Annotated in this window: 15 protein-coding genes; 5 read left to right on the forward strand and 10 right to left on the reverse strand. The window is 33.1% G+C overall.

The features are described 5' to 3' along the window. Positions 1–110 precede the first annotated feature (110 nt). Both SUDEN_RS06945 and SUDEN_RS06950 read left to right on the forward strand, forming a co-directional pair. Positions 111–1,805, forward strand: a complete 1,695-nt coding sequence (locus SUDEN_RS06945) for a sensor domain-containing diguanylate cyclase (RefSeq protein WP_011372958.1) — start codon at positions 111–113, stop codon at positions 1,803–1,805. A gap of 107 nt (positions 1,806–1,912) precedes the next feature. Then, complete coding sequence (locus tag SUDEN_RS06950) at positions 1,913–2,284, forward strand: c-type cytochrome (RefSeq protein ID WP_011372959.1); 372 nt, start codon at positions 1,913–1,915, stop codon at positions 2,282–2,284. Positions 2,285–2,289: 5 nt separating this feature from the next. Here the strand turns inward: SUDEN_RS06950 and SUDEN_RS06955 are convergent, their stop codons facing one another. Genes SUDEN_RS06955 through gatB form a run of 4 tightly spaced genes read right to left on the reverse strand, consistent with a single transcriptional unit; the run spans position 2,290 to position 6,854 of the window. Beyond that, positions 2,290–3,180 carry an NAD(P)H-dependent glycerol-3-phosphate dehydrogenase gene (locus SUDEN_RS06955; RefSeq protein WP_011372960.1) on the reverse strand — a complete coding sequence of 297 codons (891 nt, stop codon included), beginning with the start codon at positions 3,178–3,180 and terminating at the stop codon, positions 2,290–2,292. Further along, entirely contained in the window at positions 3,173–3,871 is a 699-nt protein-coding gene (locus SUDEN_RS06960; RefSeq protein WP_011372961.1) for an NAD-binding protein, read from the reverse strand. Before SUDEN_RS06960 ends, SUDEN_RS06955 begins: the two co-directional genes overlap by 8 nt. Beyond that, a complete protein-coding gene (locus SUDEN_RS11585; protein WP_011372962.1) occupies positions 3,871–5,424 on the reverse strand; it encodes an ion transporter in 1,554 nt (517 codons plus the stop codon). The genes SUDEN_RS06960 and SUDEN_RS11585 overlap by 1 nt, the downstream gene beginning before the upstream one ends. A gap of 5 nt (positions 5,425–5,429) precedes the next feature. Beyond that, positions 5,430–6,854 carry an Asp-tRNA(Asn)/Glu-tRNA(Gln) amidotransferase subunit GatB gene (gatB, locus tag SUDEN_RS06970; RefSeq protein ID WP_011372963.1) on the reverse strand — a complete coding sequence of 475 codons (1,425 nt, stop codon included), beginning with the start codon at positions 6,852–6,854 and terminating at the stop codon, positions 5,430–5,432. A 121-nt stretch (positions 6,855–6,975) separates the two neighbouring features. Between gatB and SUDEN_RS06975 the strand changes: the two genes are divergently transcribed. Genes SUDEN_RS06975 through SUDEN_RS11090 form a run of 3 tightly spaced genes read left to right on the forward strand, consistent with a single transcriptional unit; the run spans position 6,976 to position 9,869 of the window. Continuing rightward, positions 6,976–8,154, forward strand: coding sequence for a hypothetical protein (locus tag SUDEN_RS06975; RefSeq protein WP_011372964.1), 1,179 nt, complete (start codon positions 6,976–6,978; stop codon positions 8,152–8,154). A gap of 13 nt (positions 8,155–8,167) precedes the next feature. Beyond that, entirely contained in the window at positions 8,168–8,563 is a 396-nt protein-coding gene (locus SUDEN_RS06980; RefSeq protein ID WP_011372965.1) for a hypothetical protein, read from the forward strand. Further along, positions 8,550–9,869, forward strand: coding sequence for a diguanylate cyclase (locus SUDEN_RS11090; protein ID WP_011372966.1), 1,320 nt, complete (start codon positions 8,550–8,552; stop codon positions 9,867–9,869). Before SUDEN_RS06980 ends, SUDEN_RS11090 begins: the two co-directional genes overlap by 14 nt. A 26-nt stretch (positions 9,870–9,895) precedes the next feature. Here the strand turns inward: SUDEN_RS11090 and SUDEN_RS06990 are convergent, their stop codons facing one another. From SUDEN_RS06990 to mgtE, 6 genes are all read right to left on the reverse strand, one after another. Next, a complete protein-coding gene (locus tag SUDEN_RS06990; protein ID WP_011372967.1) occupies positions 9,896–10,291 on the reverse strand; it encodes a hypothetical protein in 396 nt (131 codons plus the stop codon). A 2-nt stretch (positions 10,292–10,293) separates the two neighbouring features. Continuing rightward, positions 10,294–10,557 (reverse strand): hypothetical protein, encoded by a 264-nt coding sequence (locus tag SUDEN_RS06995; protein WP_011372968.1) that lies wholly within the window; start codon positions 10,555–10,557, stop codon positions 10,294–10,296. An 11-nt stretch (positions 10,558–10,568) separates the two neighbouring features. Further along, a complete protein-coding gene (locus SUDEN_RS07000; RefSeq protein WP_011372969.1) occupies positions 10,569–11,243 on the reverse strand; it encodes a F0F1 ATP synthase subunit A in 675 nt (224 codons plus the stop codon). A gap of 77 nt (positions 11,244–11,320) precedes the next feature. Continuing rightward, positions 11,321–12,376 (reverse strand): tRNA pseudouridine(13) synthase TruD, encoded by a 1,056-nt coding sequence (locus tag SUDEN_RS07005; protein ID WP_347360052.1) that lies wholly within the window; start codon positions 12,374–12,376, stop codon positions 11,321–11,323. Next, entirely contained in the window at positions 12,361–13,191 is an 831-nt protein-coding gene (locus tag SUDEN_RS07010) for a bifunctional riboflavin kinase/FAD synthetase (RefSeq protein ID WP_011372971.1), read from the reverse strand. Before SUDEN_RS07010 ends, SUDEN_RS07005 begins: the two co-directional genes overlap by 16 nt. 58 nt (positions 13,192–13,249) lie before the next feature. Continuing rightward, positions 13,250–14,593: a magnesium transporter gene (gene mgtE, locus SUDEN_RS07015; protein WP_011372972.1), complete on the reverse strand. Its 1,344-nt coding sequence runs from the start codon at positions 14,591–14,593 to the stop codon at positions 13,250–13,252. Positions 14,594–14,673: the final 80 nt, after the last annotated feature.

Raw genomic sequence — 14,673 nt, forward strand, 5'->3', positions numbered from 1 at the left:
CTTATTGAATATTTAGATAAGTACAATTTAAAGATAAATCATTGGGTTTAAATTTGTATGCTTTAAAAAGTAGTTATATACCAACTAAAATAAAACAGTAAAGAAAAAATATGAGATTATTAGTGCTATTTTTATCGCTCTTCTCACTATCCCTAGCGCAGCCAGTAGTAAATATAGATTCAGATAAATCTGCCATTACAGATTTTGAACTAAGCTATTTTATTGATGATACAGATGAGTTAAAATTTGAAGATGTAGCATCCATGAAATTTGTGCAAGGCAAAAACAGAGACTCTTTAGGAGTTAAAGTAAAAGAGGCTTGGATAAAAATAGAACTATTTAATGCAACCAAAGAGAAACAGAGGCTTTTTCTACATCAAGACGTAGCATATAAATATATAAGTTTAGAGTATTTTGAAACAGACAGCAGCAATAACCTAATAAAAAAAGAGCTGATTTCTCCATACTCTGATAAAGCGCATGAGCAATTAAGTGGTGCGGATGCTATTTTTGAGTTTACGCTTGATTCACATGAGAGCAAAACAATATATGTTCATCAAAAAACTCCTGCTTATCATTTTTATAATTTTTTTATATTCTCCCAAAAAGAGTCCACTAAATATTTAATATATGAAAAAGTAGATTCAGTACTTATATCTGGGTTGTTATTAGCTTTGGCTCTATATAATTTTCTTATATTTATATCTTCAAGGTATAAAGAGTATTTATACTACTCCCTATATCTACTATCAACTACTCTGTGGATATTTTACGCCTATGGTTCAATGGCACACTATTTTCAAGTTTATGGCGATATTCCAGTAAAATTCAATTTTGGTATGATGTTGTCTCCAATTTTTTTAGCACTTTTTATTCAAACAATTTTCAAAACAAAAGAACAATACATCAATGAGCATAAATTACTAAATAGTATTATCTTTGTATCATTGGCAAACTTTATATATGGACTTATAGATTTCAATAGTGCATTAGAAATTATGTCCTCCTCGCTCACTTATGCCCTTATTGTTTTTATGTGGATTAGTATTAGAATCTGCAAAAAAGGCGATAAACTAATAAAAATATTTTTAATTGCACATACATTGTATTTGATATTTAGTGTTTATGCTCTTTTATATTATTTGGGCATTGCAGATGCTAATTACATATCATCTCATGGAACGAGCATAGGTCTTATTATAGAGGCGATGTTACTCTCTTATTTAGTTTCTTATAAATTTATAATAATGGAACAGGAGAAAGAGGAAGAAAAACTAAAACAGATAGAGTTAAAGCTTTTAGCATCTACTGATTCTATGACTAAGCTCTACAATAGAAGGTATTTTACAGAGATATCAGCAAAGGTGTTGCATCTATCTAAGAGAGAGAAAAATAATTTATCTATACTTATGATTGATATTGACCGATTTAAAGTCGTAAACGATACATATGGACATCAGTTTGGTGATGAAGTGCTAATTGCTTTATCACGACTTCTTGTTGAACATCAAAGAAAGAGTGACATTGTTTGCAGATATGGAGGTGAAGAGTTTGTAATACTGTTACCGAACACCTCACTTAAAGATGCCACTAATATAGCACAGAAGATACGAATATTAGTAGAATCATTGACTATGGAAGCTCCCACAAACAAAGAGTTCAAATTTACAATAAGCATAGGTGTAGCTCAGATAGATGTAGAGCACGAAGACGATATTAAATTTGCCCTAAAGAGAGCAGATGATGCTCTATATAGAGCAAAAAACAGTGGCAGAAATAGAGTTTGTGCTGAAGAAATAAAATAGTTATATCAGTAAAACTATAAATTTATTTAGGTACAGACGTTAATTATGTTCTTTGAATAATTGTATGTTATAATCCTAATTATTAAATTTTATAAAAGGGTGTTGTTATGAAAAAAATAGTTAGTTTATCTTTAATTGTAGGTGCACTGTGCACTATGTTCGCTTCAGAATCGCCAGAGGAGCTTGCAACTAAAAAATGTGGCGAGTGCCATCTTATGGGCGCCATTACAAAAGAGAAGTTAGACAACATGAAAGCACCTCCATACTGGGCAATTGCAAAAAAAGCAAGGGAACGATATGAAAATGAAGAGGACAAAATCAGCTATATAATTGATTATGCACTCCATCCAAGTGAAGACAAAATGCTCTTTCCTGTAGATACAAAACAGAAATTTGGCGTTATGCCTTCACTTGAGGGTAAAGTTACTGCCGAAGAGATTAGAAAAATATCAACTTATATTTTAGAAAAAAAGTTTTAAACACTCTAATTAGATAAGAAATTGCGAAGGCTTACATGTGGATCTAAGCCTTCTAACATGTAATAAACTTCTCTTGCAATTGGAAGATATAAATCTTTCTCTTTTGCAATTGAGTAGAGTGCGTAAGTAGTCCCTATTCCCTCGGCTACTTCTCCTAACTCCTCGACTATTTGCTCTTTAGATTTTCCCTCAGCTATGCCTAAACCGACACGAAAATTTCTGCTCATAGTCGAAGATGCGGTTAAAAAAAGATCCCCCGCTCCGCTTAATCCTATGAAACTCTCATCTTTCGCACCATAGACTTTGCCAAATCTCTGCATCTCAACTAAACCTCTTGAAATCAGTGAAGCTGCTGCATTTTTTCCAAGCCCAAGTCCCTCGCAGATACCAGCGGCAATTGCTATAACATTTTTATAAGCACCTGCAACCTCAGCACCTGCAATATCAGTTGATGTATATGTTTTTATAAATGATGGGAAAAAACAAGCAAACTCTGCACTTAACTCTTCATTTATTGAGTTTATGACAAGTGCGGTAGGCAGAGATTTCATAACCTCTGTTGCAAATGATGGACCTGAGAGAAAAGCTATCTTTTCATTTGGTACATGCTCTTCATATATCTCATTTAAAAATTTTCCACTTGTTGCTTCAATCCCTTTTGCAGCAACTAATACTTTATGATTATTGTAGATAAAATGCTCTCTTAGCCATGAGGAAACTTGTTGTGCAGGTATTGCTATGACTAAATACTCTAATCTCAAAATCTCCTCTAAAGAGACAAAATTTTTCATATCCCTTGGAGTTCTTGAAGTTATATATACTTCACATTTCTCACTCAGTGCAAAAGCTAAAGCGCTCCCCCATTTTCCAGCTCCGATTACTCCAACTTTACTCATTTGCGCCTCCTATTAGTTTTTCAAACTCTATTATATCTATATCAAATCCAACAACAACAAATTGATAACCATTTTTTATCTGTTGGTGTTTTGCCTTAGCTGAGTAGATAAATTCCGTATCACCCTCTTCATCTATAACAGATAAAACTGTAATATTATACTCTTTGCTCCAATCTACATCTGATGAATAAATTCCATTAAAATATTGAGCATTTTTCACCATCACTTGAGCAATTTTAAGATTACTTTTTTCATATAAAATATTATGTAAAACTTCCGTCACTATTGGTTTTTTAATCATCTCGACAATGATATTGGCAGTAGTTTGTGTAGTTGGAAGAATCTTAGAAGCTCCTGCTAAGATAAGTTTATCTGTACTCTCTTTATCTTGAGAGAGTGCTACAATCTTTAAATTTTCAAATGTATCACGAAGAGAAAGAGTTAAAAATATATTTTTTGACATCTCCTCCAAGATGCAAAATGCTTCACACTCATCTATATTAACAATTTCTCTTAACTCATCCCAATCTTCACTCAAGTCAAAAGTTTGTATCTCATATCCATTACTCTCCTTAGAGCCGCCCTGCTCATCAAGTTCAAAAATATATATCTTTTTGTAGTGAGATTTTATATTTTTTTCTATCTCAAAAGTATAATCATTATGCCCAAATATTAAAGCTATCTTGTGCATCACTCTTTTCCTTTGTGCAAAGTATCTGTAAACTCTTTGATAAATTGTATATTTCCTATAAGAAGAAGATAATCACCAACCTCTAAAGATGTCTCACTTAGCGGATTGAAATAGAAATTTTTTTCACTTTTTTTATAGATACCTAAGAGTATAACTCTATGTTTATGGCACTCTATCTCACCTACAATTTTAAAACTATCTATAATTCTCTCATTTATAATAATTTCTTGCATCTCTACACCGTTATAGTTAGATTGCAGAGCGTGAATAGCTTCAAATGCAACAGGTTGCCCAACAAACTCTTTTGCTATCATTCCAACCAACTCTTTTTCATACAAAAGTTCATTTACACCTGCAAAAAGTAGTTTGTTTCTATTTGCTTTAGCTTTTAAAATTGAGAGTATAAAAACATCTTTGTTAAAAGAGCGAATAGTCAAAGCAGTGTAAACATTTTCTACATCGCTATGACTTAAGCATAAAATAGCACTTACCTGAGTACCTATATTTATACGAAGTTTTCGATAACTATCAATACTTCCAGGATCATAGTGAAGTGCGAAAAACCCATCTTTTTTAGCCTGTAAAACTTTTTGTTCATTCTCTTCTAAAATAACCACTTCACTGTTTTGTACAAGTTTTTTTGCAACCTCTTTAGAGAGATTCTCATATCCACAAATTAGATAAAACTCTCTTTTTTTTGCAATATCATCGATTAGCTTTGTATCTTTTATCTCATCTAGTTTTTCAGTAAATGCGGTAACTATCAAAGATGTTGTAAATGAAAAAACTGCAATTCCTGCTATGATAACAAAAATAGCAACAACTCTTCCAGCCTCTGTAATTGGGGTTATATCTCCATATCCAACAGTAGAGATTGTAACAACAGACCAGTATAGGGCTTCAAATAAAGTGTTTATTGGCGAATCTGGATTATTTGCCTCCATTACATAAATAAGCACAGATGAGACGAAAACTACTATGGAAGCAAAAATAAGCAGTGTTAAAAATTCAAATTTTTTAGCAGTGATTACTGAAGTGAAAACTTGAATGCTCCTTGCATATCTAAAAAGTTTAAAAACACGAAAGAGAATAAAAAGCCTAAGAAGTCTTAATTCATGAAAAAACGGAAGAATAGCAAGTAAATCTATGATAGCTTTTATGGAAATAATATATTTTATTTTTTGATAAAAAATCTTCTTTAAGGCAATAGAGAGATTAAATTCATGCCCTAGCATAACATCATCTTCGCTCTGTTTTATAATTGCTTCTGTAACACTGCTGCTTATCCAAAACCTAAGCATATATTCTATAAAAAATATAACTGATACCACATAGTTGTTATAAAAGAGAAGTTCATCGTTTACATGTGATTTTACCTCTCTTATGAGAATAAAAACACTTGAAAAGATAAGTGCTATCATAAAAAAATCAAAAACTTTTTTATATTTATAGTTACTGTTTTCTAAAAGATTATAAAAAAAATGTCTTGTTTTTGTGTAGTTCTTTGAGGTGTTAATTTTGTATGCTGTATCTAAGAGCAGAGACTTAAGCAAAGCTCTTACCCAAGCTTTGCTTTTAGTATGTCATTTACAGTTTGTGGATTAGCACTCCCTTTTGACTCTTTCATAACTTGTCCTACAAAGAAGCCAAAGAGTTTATCTTTTCCACTTTGATACTCTGTTACTTTATCGCCATTTGCAGCTATTACCGCGTCACATATAGCCTCTATCGCACCACTATCACTCACTTGTTTTAGCCCAAGCGTATCAATTGCACTATCTACATCAACACTGTTTTGCATCAGATAATCAAGTACATCTTTAGCCGCTTTTCCGCTTATCGTGCCATCTTCAATTCTCTTTACTAAAAGAGCTAATTTTTTTGCATCAACTGGAGAGTTTGATATATTTATCTCTCCTTTAAATCTGCCTTGAAGTTCTGTTGTAAGCCAAGTAAGTGCATTTTTAGAACTAACTCCCTCTTCCATCATACTTTCAAAATAGTGAGCCATCTCTATAGCAGAAGTTAAAACACTCGCACTATACTCATTCATCTCATAATCTTTTACAAAACGCGCCATCTTTTCATCTGGAAGCTCTGGGATTTTAGAGTATTTCTCCAACATCTCATCTGTTATAACTGTTTTTAGCAAATCTGGCTCTGGAAAATAACGATAATCAGCAGCTTCTTCTTTGCCACGCATAGAGCGAGTCTCTTGTCTTACTTGATCAAAAAGGCGAGTCTCTTGAACTATCTCACTCTCATAAGTGCCATCTTCCCACGCATCACGCTGACGCTCTACTTCAAGCTCTATTGCTCTTTGGATAAATCTAAAACTGTTTATATTTTTAATCTCCACGCGGGTGTATAACTTCTCATCACCTTTTGGACGGATAGAGACGTTTACATCTACGCGAAATGAACCCTCTTGCATATTTGCATCACCAATATCAAGATAACGTATGATTGAGTGAAGTTTTTTAAGATATAGTGTAACTTCCTCTGCACTTCTCATATCAGGTTCACTTACTATCTCTAGGAGCGGTGTTCCTGCACGATTTAAATCTACCTTTGAGATAGCTCCATCATGTATATTTTTTCCAGCATCCGCTTCAATATGTGCTCTGTTAATACGAATAGTTTTATGGCTACCGTCTTCAAAATCTATTCTGAGCTTTCCATGTTCTACCACTGGAGTATATAGTTGAGTTATCTGATAAGCAGATGGAGAGTCTGGATAAAAGTAACTTTTTCTATCAAAATATGATGTTTTATTTATAGTAGCATCAACTGCTGTACCAAACATTATAGATTTGTTTAGAACTTCTTTGTTAAGAACAGGAAGTGCGCCAGGGAGTGCTAAACAAGTTGGACATGTATTTGTATTTTGTTTGTGGTTAAAACTTGTTGGACATGAGCAAAAAAGTTTAGTTTTTGTGTTTAACTGAACATGAACTTCCAGTCCGATTACTACTTCAAACATAATTTTCCTTAAATAAAAAATATAAAAATAATGAGTAATTCTATCTACTTTATGCTTTTAAGTTTCATAAACACTAAGCAATATTGTAAAAACAGTATTTAATATTGTATAATGTTTTATTATGAAACTTAAATATTTATTCTCTATTATTACTGTTTTTTTTTCTGCAACAACCCTCCTTTATACAAGTGAAGTTGATATAAAAACCTTTGGAACCATTGGAACTGTTTATAACAGTAACAGCAACTACATCTACAGAAAAGATATCTTTCAAAAAGATGGCTCTTCTGGGGATTTAAGCTTTAAAACAGATACACTCCTTGGTCTGCAGGCTTCACTTACTCTCAATGAAAATTTTTCCCTACTAGCTCAAGGCATCGTGAACAACAATTATCATGATGAAGTTGAAACAAGCATCGATTGGGGATATCTAAAGTATGACTCTGGCGAAAATATTGTCATTAAAATAGGAAGGATTCGAACTCCATACTATAAAAATTCCGAAAATCTAAATGTAGGTTACTCAAATCTTATGATACGAGAGAGTGTTGAAGTTTATGGGCAAGTCCCATTCTCATCATATAACGGTATCGAGGTTATTTACTCAAATATTATAGATAAATATTTCTACACCCTTCAAGCAAATTATGGTGAAGAGGGGCTAAATGTTCCACTTCACTCAATTAATCAAGAAGCAAAAGTAGAGATAGATAATCTCTACGCCATAAACCTAACCTTTGGCACAACTGCTCTTCAAGCAAGATTTACCTATCTAAATGCTGACATAACAGCTTCAAGTGCTTCACTAGAGCAACTCTTTGGTGGATTACGCACATCTGGATTAAACACACTAGTCGATAGATATGAATTTAAAGATAAAAACTCTGAGTATTTAGGAATCGGTCTCTTTTTAGATTACAACAATATTTTATTTTCAACTGAATATGGACGAAGAAAAATATCTAGTTTTTTTGCAGACATACATGGTTACTACACTACATTAGGTTATAGTTTTGATAAATTCATCCCTTTTGTAACCTATGCAAAAAGTGAAATGGATACCACAACTTATGATGCAAATACAGGTGTTGCATCCTTAGATACTCTACTGCGTGCTCAAAACTTGGCACAATCCTCAAAAACAGTTGGTCTAAAGTATTTTATCAATGAAAATTTTGATTTAAAAGTTCAGTATGAAAATATTGTACCAAAAGGTCCCGATGGAAGTTACCATTTGCGCTCTACGAAAGAACTTCAAGAGTTAAATGTTTTATCATTTGCATTGGATTTTATATTTTGAGAGAGCTTAAAGAATGAAAATTATTTTCTCACTACTCTTTAGCATCTATCTCTTAAGTGCACAATTGGTAGTCGTTACAAATAAAAACTCAGAGCTTAACACAATTCCAAAAGAGATTATTCAGTATATTTATTTGGCAAAAATAGATAAAGTTGAAGATATTAAAGTAAAACCAATTATATCAGATGATAAAAATCTACACAGCAAATTTTGTAATACCATCTTGTGTAAAAGTGAATCTCAATATAATAGTTACTGGGCTAGATTAGTTTTTACGGGGAGAAAACCCATAGCAAAAAGATTGGGGTGGCAAGAGGTTATTTCAAAGTTAAAAGAGCTAAACACCATAGCTTATATTGATAAAAAAGATTTAAGAGAGGAGTGGAAAATCATTTATGAGGAAAATTAAAAAGCTTCTCTATATCTATCGCTCACTCTCTCTTCTTAAAAAGTTTCTGCTTGCACCTGCATTAGGTCTTCTGCTTGTATTGCCCTTTTATATCTTTGCATTTTTTAGCATGAACAATATTAATAATTCAGTAAAAGAGTTCAATAAAGAGTTAAATCCGCTACAAGAGACGGCATACAAAAACATCTTTTTACTTGAAAAAGCAGTAAATGATATAAATAGTGCTATCGCAGCAAAAGAGATAGAGTGGATAGATTCTGCAGAGATTCATATAGAAGAGATAAGAGAAAATCTCCATAAATTTTTTCAAAGCAGTTATCAAAAAGATGCTCAAGAAGCCATTAAAGCTCTAGATGCTTACTATAAAGTAGCCAGAGATGTTTCTCAAAAAATTATCGAAACAGATAACAACTACAGAAATATAGAGAGTGATACAAAAAAAGTGATTGAAAATTATAAGGCACTTGATACATCACTAAAAAATATAAAACTAAAAATAAAGCAAGATATTGCAACTAGCGTTAATTTTATCTATGAAAGTACAACTTTTTTATTGCTCAATGGAAACCTTATTTTTCTTGTGTGGTTTATACTATCTACACTTATTATTGTTATAGTCTATAGAGATATTAAATACAAAATAAACACCATAGTCAAAGATTCAAAAGAGATTGCAAGTGGTGATGTTGACTTTGAAAAAAGACTCTGCATTGTCTCCTATGATGAACTTGGTCAAATAATAAAATCAATAAATGTATTTATAAATAAACTACATAAAAGTCATGAAGAGCTCTCTGAAGCAAAAAAAGAGCTAGAGAGATTATATATCACAGATCAGCTTACTGGTGTATATAATAGGGTTAAAATTGATGAAATAATAGATATAGAGTTAAAAAAACAGAAAAGATATGGATATGTATGTTCCGTTATTATGATTGATATAGACCTATTTAAACTCGTTAACGACACTTATGGTCATCTTGCTGGAGATTTGACTCTAAAGGAGTTTTCTGCTCTTCTTAAGAGTAATGTTAGAGATACTGACAATGTTGGCAGATGGGGCGGTGAAGAGTTTATAATCGTATCTCCGCAAACAGATCAAGATGGAGCTCTCTCTTTGGCTAATCACTTAAGAAGCAAGATAGAGGAGTTTACTTTTACAACAGTTGGCAAAAAAACAGCAAGTTTTGGAGTAGCATCTTGCAGTGAAGATGATGATATCCAATCACTTATCGATAACGCCGATAAAGCACTATACAGAGCAAAAAATAGCGGTCGCAATAAAGTAGTTACTCATAACGCTTAGAGATAATTTTTGCAAAAACAGGGCTACTACTTCTCTAAAATAATAATTTTTATATCAAATTTCTCTGCAACACTCTCTACTCTCTTAAGATATCTCTCATCACCATCTCCAACTATAAATCCAATAGCTGGCTTTTTACCAGTCATCTGCGCATAGTAGAGTGACTGTCCTATCGCCTCTGCCCATTTCTTTGCAAAATCAACCTCAATGGCGTACTCATTAGTCAAACAATCAACTCTTGTTTTATCAGCAAGCACATACTCTATCTTGCCCTTAAGCTCTTGACACATTTTTGTCTGATAATATTTTTCATCTTTTTTAACGTTATTGTCTTGTTGATTTAGGGTTAACTCATTTTCAAAAAAGAGATATAAAATTGCTAGTAGAAGTGTGAAGAGAAGTGAGAGTTGTTTACTACTCAAAGCTATTTTGTATCTTTAGAGTAGATTTTTTCAAGTAATATGCTCTGTTTTTTCATCTCATAATACTTTTCTCTGTTTATCGCAAAAGCGTCTAATGCTAAAATTAAAAATAGTGAAATAACTATAAAAGCCATTGTTATAAAAAGAGCTAGTGATAAGCCTAGAAAAAGAAAGATTTGAAAGGTTATAAGAGCACCAAAAATGACTATTGCCCATGATGCTCCAAGCAAAAAGCTGATAATTCTATCGAATTTTTCTTTTTGCATTAGAAGTATTTTTAGTGTTCTTCAACAGCTATAGCACTACCAAGGTAAACATAAGTAAGCATCATAAAAATAAACGCTTGTAAAAATGCCATAAATGTAAGAAGTGCGTATGGAATCATAGGTAGAACCCAAGGAGCAAGCATCAAGATAACCATCAAGAACATGTCATCACCTTTAACATTTCCAAAAAGACGAAAACTTAGTGAAACTAAACGTGAGAAGTGAGAAACTATCTCGATTGGAAACATTAACCAATATAACCACCAAACAGGACCTAAGAAATGTTTGAAATACTTAACAACACCTTGACGGCGAATACCCTCATAGTTATAGTAAATAAACACGGAAAGTGCAAGTGTAAATGCAAACTCTAAAAATGCAGTTGGAGCCTCAAAACCTGGAACAACTCCGATTAAGTTAGCAATACCAACAAAAAGACCAATAGTTGCAACAAGTGGAAGGTAACGACGAGCAGCTTCTTGCCCCATAACATCCGTTCCCATTTTAAGAACACCAGAAATATACGCTTCCATTACATTTTGAGTTCCAGTTGGAACTACTTTTAGATTTGACATAGCCATTTTAACTAGCATCAGTGCAATACCAGCCGCTAGTAACATGTGTGTCATATAGATAAAAGTCTTATCGTGAGAAATTAGACCGAAAAATGTGAACAATTCACCCATAGGTGTACTCCCTGTCTCGTAAAAATTGTGTGATTATAGTAAAATTAGGATTAAACTTTTATAATAAAATAAGTTTTTTATCTCTTTTTTTTACTTTTGTCCTGTTTTACATCTTTTGCAGTGTAGTTTTTTCCTGCGATACTCTCTAAAAATACAGTTGCGTAAGAGCCTTTTGGTAAAGAAAAAGAGAGAGTTAGCATAGTCTCTTTTTTTACAAATTTACACTCAATATTGCTTGGATAAATAAGAGCTTCTCTTCTTTGCCCCTTCTCTTGCAAGAACTCATCATCAAACCTCTCTTCTATCTCTCTTGCCTCATACTTAGCACGAAAGGTATCTCTACCGCATAAAAGACCAGTTGGAACTACTTTATTTTGAGCAAACTCTTTAGTTGGAACTATCTTTGGGGTTGAGAGTTTGCCATCTTTTGAAAGTAAAACATCTCCGCTCAAAAGTAAGAATTCACTGTTGTTTTTTTCTCTGCTTAAAATAATTCTCTCTCTTAACCACTCATTAAAGTAGTGGCTTTGATATACCGAAATCAAAAAGCTCTTTATCTTTGAATCTTCGATAAAGACCTCTCCCTTTAGCATATCTTTTGCTTGTGCAACGCTTCCCTCATCTCGTCCAAATCTCTGATAACCAAAGTAGTTTGGAAGCCCATTTTTTGCTATCTTTCTAGCAACTTTCTCTATTTTGCCAGCGTCCATAAGATCAACATCATAAAGATTTATACTAAATCTATTGCCTTTTAAGTCGCCCATTCTAATAGAGTGTGAATGTCTTGTTTTTTCTAAAATTTTTATATTTTTATGTTGAAAATTTTTAAGTAGTGGCTCATATTTTGACTCTACTGAGATGTACTGAGTAGTTGTTGCATGTTTGTCTTTAAGTCCAGCGTAACCTATCTTTTGTGCAGGGAGTTCTAGGAGTTCTGCAAAGACAGCTATCATATCCCAAGTTGTTATCTCAATTTTTTGTACATGTAAGATGAGATAATTTCCTTTGCCTAAAAACTCCTCTTTAGCAATTTCATCGACTCTAAAATCTCTCTCATTTTGATAAAACTTAAAATCTATATCTTGTGTGCTTAGTAGATACTCTCTATCTAACTCTTTTATAATTGTAGAAATTTTAGCTCCTTTGAAGCAGTGGCGATATCTTTGTGTATCGCTTTTTTTAACTCATCTAGTGAGTCAAACTTCCTATTTTCTCTGATAAATGAGACAAAACTTATAGTAGCTCTCTCTTTGCAGATAACTTCGCCATCTAATATATGGCTCTCTAGCGCAAAACTACCATCAGTTGTGATTCTATGACCTACAAACGAAACGGAAGGGTGAAAATGCTCCTCATCATCAATGCGTGTCAGTGTCACATAAACACCCTCTTTTGGCATCAGATACTCTTTGGCTTCTAGATTTATTGTAGCAACCAACTCTTTTTTGCCTATTCCCTGCCCAGAGACTAAAGTACCTTTGATAGTGTAATTATGCCCTAAAAAAGCATTTGCTCCCACAATATCACCTATTTGAAGTTTTGCTCTAATCTTATGTGAATGTACAGAATCTCCATGAAGAGTTACCTCATTAACCACTACCACCTCGTTATCAAAGAGCTCTTTTAAATTATTAAACGAATATTTTCTATCTTTTCCAAAGTGAAAATCGTAACCAACTACTATTTTTTGAAGTTTTGGAAATTTATCTTTTAAAAAAGCTATAAATTCCTCTCCATTTAAATGGCGAATCTCATTAAGTTCAAGATAAAGTAGGGGATAATGGGAGAAAGACTCCCTCTCTCTCTTTGGAGTAAGATTTGCATAACCTGTCTCAATCACTACAATAGTACTTTTTTCATCAAGCGCTCTAAAGAGCTGCTGATGTCCTATGTGCATTCCATCAAAACCGCCAATGGCGATTGCTGTAGAGTTTCTTATATCTGTCAAACTACTACTCCTTTTTTTAAGTTATAGATGATTAGTTCATACCTACATGTACTCATTCTCAGACTATTCCAAAATACCATGATGCTATAGAAAAATAGATTATAACTCCACTAATATCTGCTATGGATGTAACAAGCGGAGCACTCGCTGTCGCTGGGTCTAACTTTAGTTTTGTAAATAAGAATGGTAAAAGCATACCAATGAGACTTCCGTTTAAAACTACAATTACCATTGTCATAGAGACTACTAACGCTATTTCAGGGGCTCTAAAACTTGCAACTAAACCAACTGCTAAAGCCATAGTGAGACCTAATAAAAGTGCCACCCCTACCTCTTTTGCTATAAGTTTGTACCAGTCATTAATTTTTACATCACCTATAGCTAAAGAGCGTATCATTAGAGTAGCTGATTGTGAGCCTGCATTTCCTCCGCTATCTATGAGTAGTGGCAAGAAGAAAACCAAAGATACCATAGACTGGATAAGTGTCTCAAAATTTGACAACGCTTCACCTGAAAAAATATTCATAAAAACAAGTGCGACAAGCCAAAGAATACGTTTTTTGTATAAATTAAATACTTTCTCTTTAAGTGGATTACTTATTGCCTCTGAAAAAGAACCAAACTTATGAAAGTCTTCAGTAGATTCCTCTTCTACAACGTCCATAATATCATCGATTGATACTATCCCGACAAGGACACCATCACTATTTAAAACAGGAAGTGCAACTCTGTCATAATCTTGAAAAGTCGAGATAGCTTTTTCTTGATCATCCATAGCATTGAGTGCGATAAATCTATAATCAAGAAGTTCTTCAACTCTCTGTGTAGGCAGAGCTAATATCAACTCTTTTATACGAATATCATCTATGAGTTTTCGCTCATCATCCACAACGTAAATAACATTTAAAGTCTCAGAGTCTCTACCATATTTTCTAATATGCGCAAAAGCCTCTTCAACAGTGTGTTCAGATTTTACAGCGACATATTCGGGGGTCATCAACCTTCCGATACTATCCTCTGGATACTCAAGCAGTTGAATTGTTATGGCTTGCTCTTTAGATGAGAGAGTTTTTATGAGTTTTTGTGTTATCTCCTCTGGAAGCTCCTCAAAAAAAGCAGTCCTATCATCTGGCTCCATGTCATTTAACAAAATAGAGAGTTTATGGCTACTTTGTGCTAGTTTTTTTATAATCTGAAGCTGTTTTTCATAAGAGAGGAGACAAAATACCTCTTTTGTTTGTGCTCTTGAGAGCAATCTTATTACTATTATCTCACTCTCATCATCTATCTCTTCGATAAGATTTGCTAATTCAAAAGAGTCATTGCGGGCTAGTAAATGCCTTAGAGTATTCCACTCTCTCTTTAATAGAAGTTCATGAAGTTTCGTTTTAAAATAATCCATGAAGTCTCCTTTTTCAAAAAAATAAGTTTGTGATTTTATCCAATTAATAGCGAGTTATGGCTTTAAGGTCTTACACATCT

Source organism: Sulfurimonas denitrificans DSM 1251, from assembly GCF_000012965.1.
Classification (GTDB): Bacteria; Campylobacterota; Campylobacteria; order Campylobacterales; family Sulfurimonadaceae; genus Sulfurimonas; species Sulfurimonas denitrificans.

Excerpts from the sequence above, each read along its gene's own strand:
- mgtE (WP_011372972.1), bottom strand. The coding sequence starts at position 14,593 with ATGGATTATTTTAAAACGAAACTTCATGAACTTCTATTAAAGAGAGAG.
- SUDEN_RS06980 (WP_011372965.1), top strand. The coding sequence starts at position 8,168 with ATGAAAATTATTTTCTCACTACTCTTTAGCATCTATCTCTTAAGTGCA.
- SUDEN_RS11090 (WP_011372966.1), top strand. The coding sequence starts at position 8,550 with ATGAGGAAAATTAAAAAGCTTCTCTATATCTATCGCTCACTCTCTCTT.
- SUDEN_RS06945 (WP_011372958.1), top strand. The coding sequence starts at position 111 with ATGAGATTATTAGTGCTATTTTTATCGCTCTTCTCACTATCCCTAGCG.
- SUDEN_RS06950 (WP_011372959.1), top strand. The coding sequence starts at position 1,913 with ATGAAAAAAATAGTTAGTTTATCTTTAATTGTAGGTGCACTGTGCACT.
- gatB (WP_011372963.1), bottom strand. The coding sequence starts at position 6,854 with ATGTTTGAAGTAGTAATCGGACTGGAAGTTCATGTTCAGTTAAACACA.
- SUDEN_RS06960 (WP_011372961.1), bottom strand. The coding sequence starts at position 3,871 with ATGCACAAGATAGCTTTAATATTTGGGCATAATGATTATACTTTTGAG.
- SUDEN_RS07000 (WP_011372969.1), bottom strand. The coding sequence starts at position 11,243 with ATGGGTGAATTGTTCACATTTTTCGGTCTAATTTCTCACGATAAGACT.
- SUDEN_RS06955 (WP_011372960.1), bottom strand. The coding sequence starts at position 3,180 with ATGAGTAAAGTTGGAGTAATCGGAGCTGGAAAATGGGGGAGCGCTTTA.
- SUDEN_RS06975 (WP_011372964.1), top strand. The coding sequence starts at position 6,976 with ATGAAACTTAAATATTTATTCTCTATTATTACTGTTTTTTTTTCTGCA.
- SUDEN_RS06995 (WP_011372968.1), bottom strand. The coding sequence starts at position 10,557 with ATGCAAAAAGAAAAATTCGATAGAATTATCAGCTTTTTGCTTGGAGCA.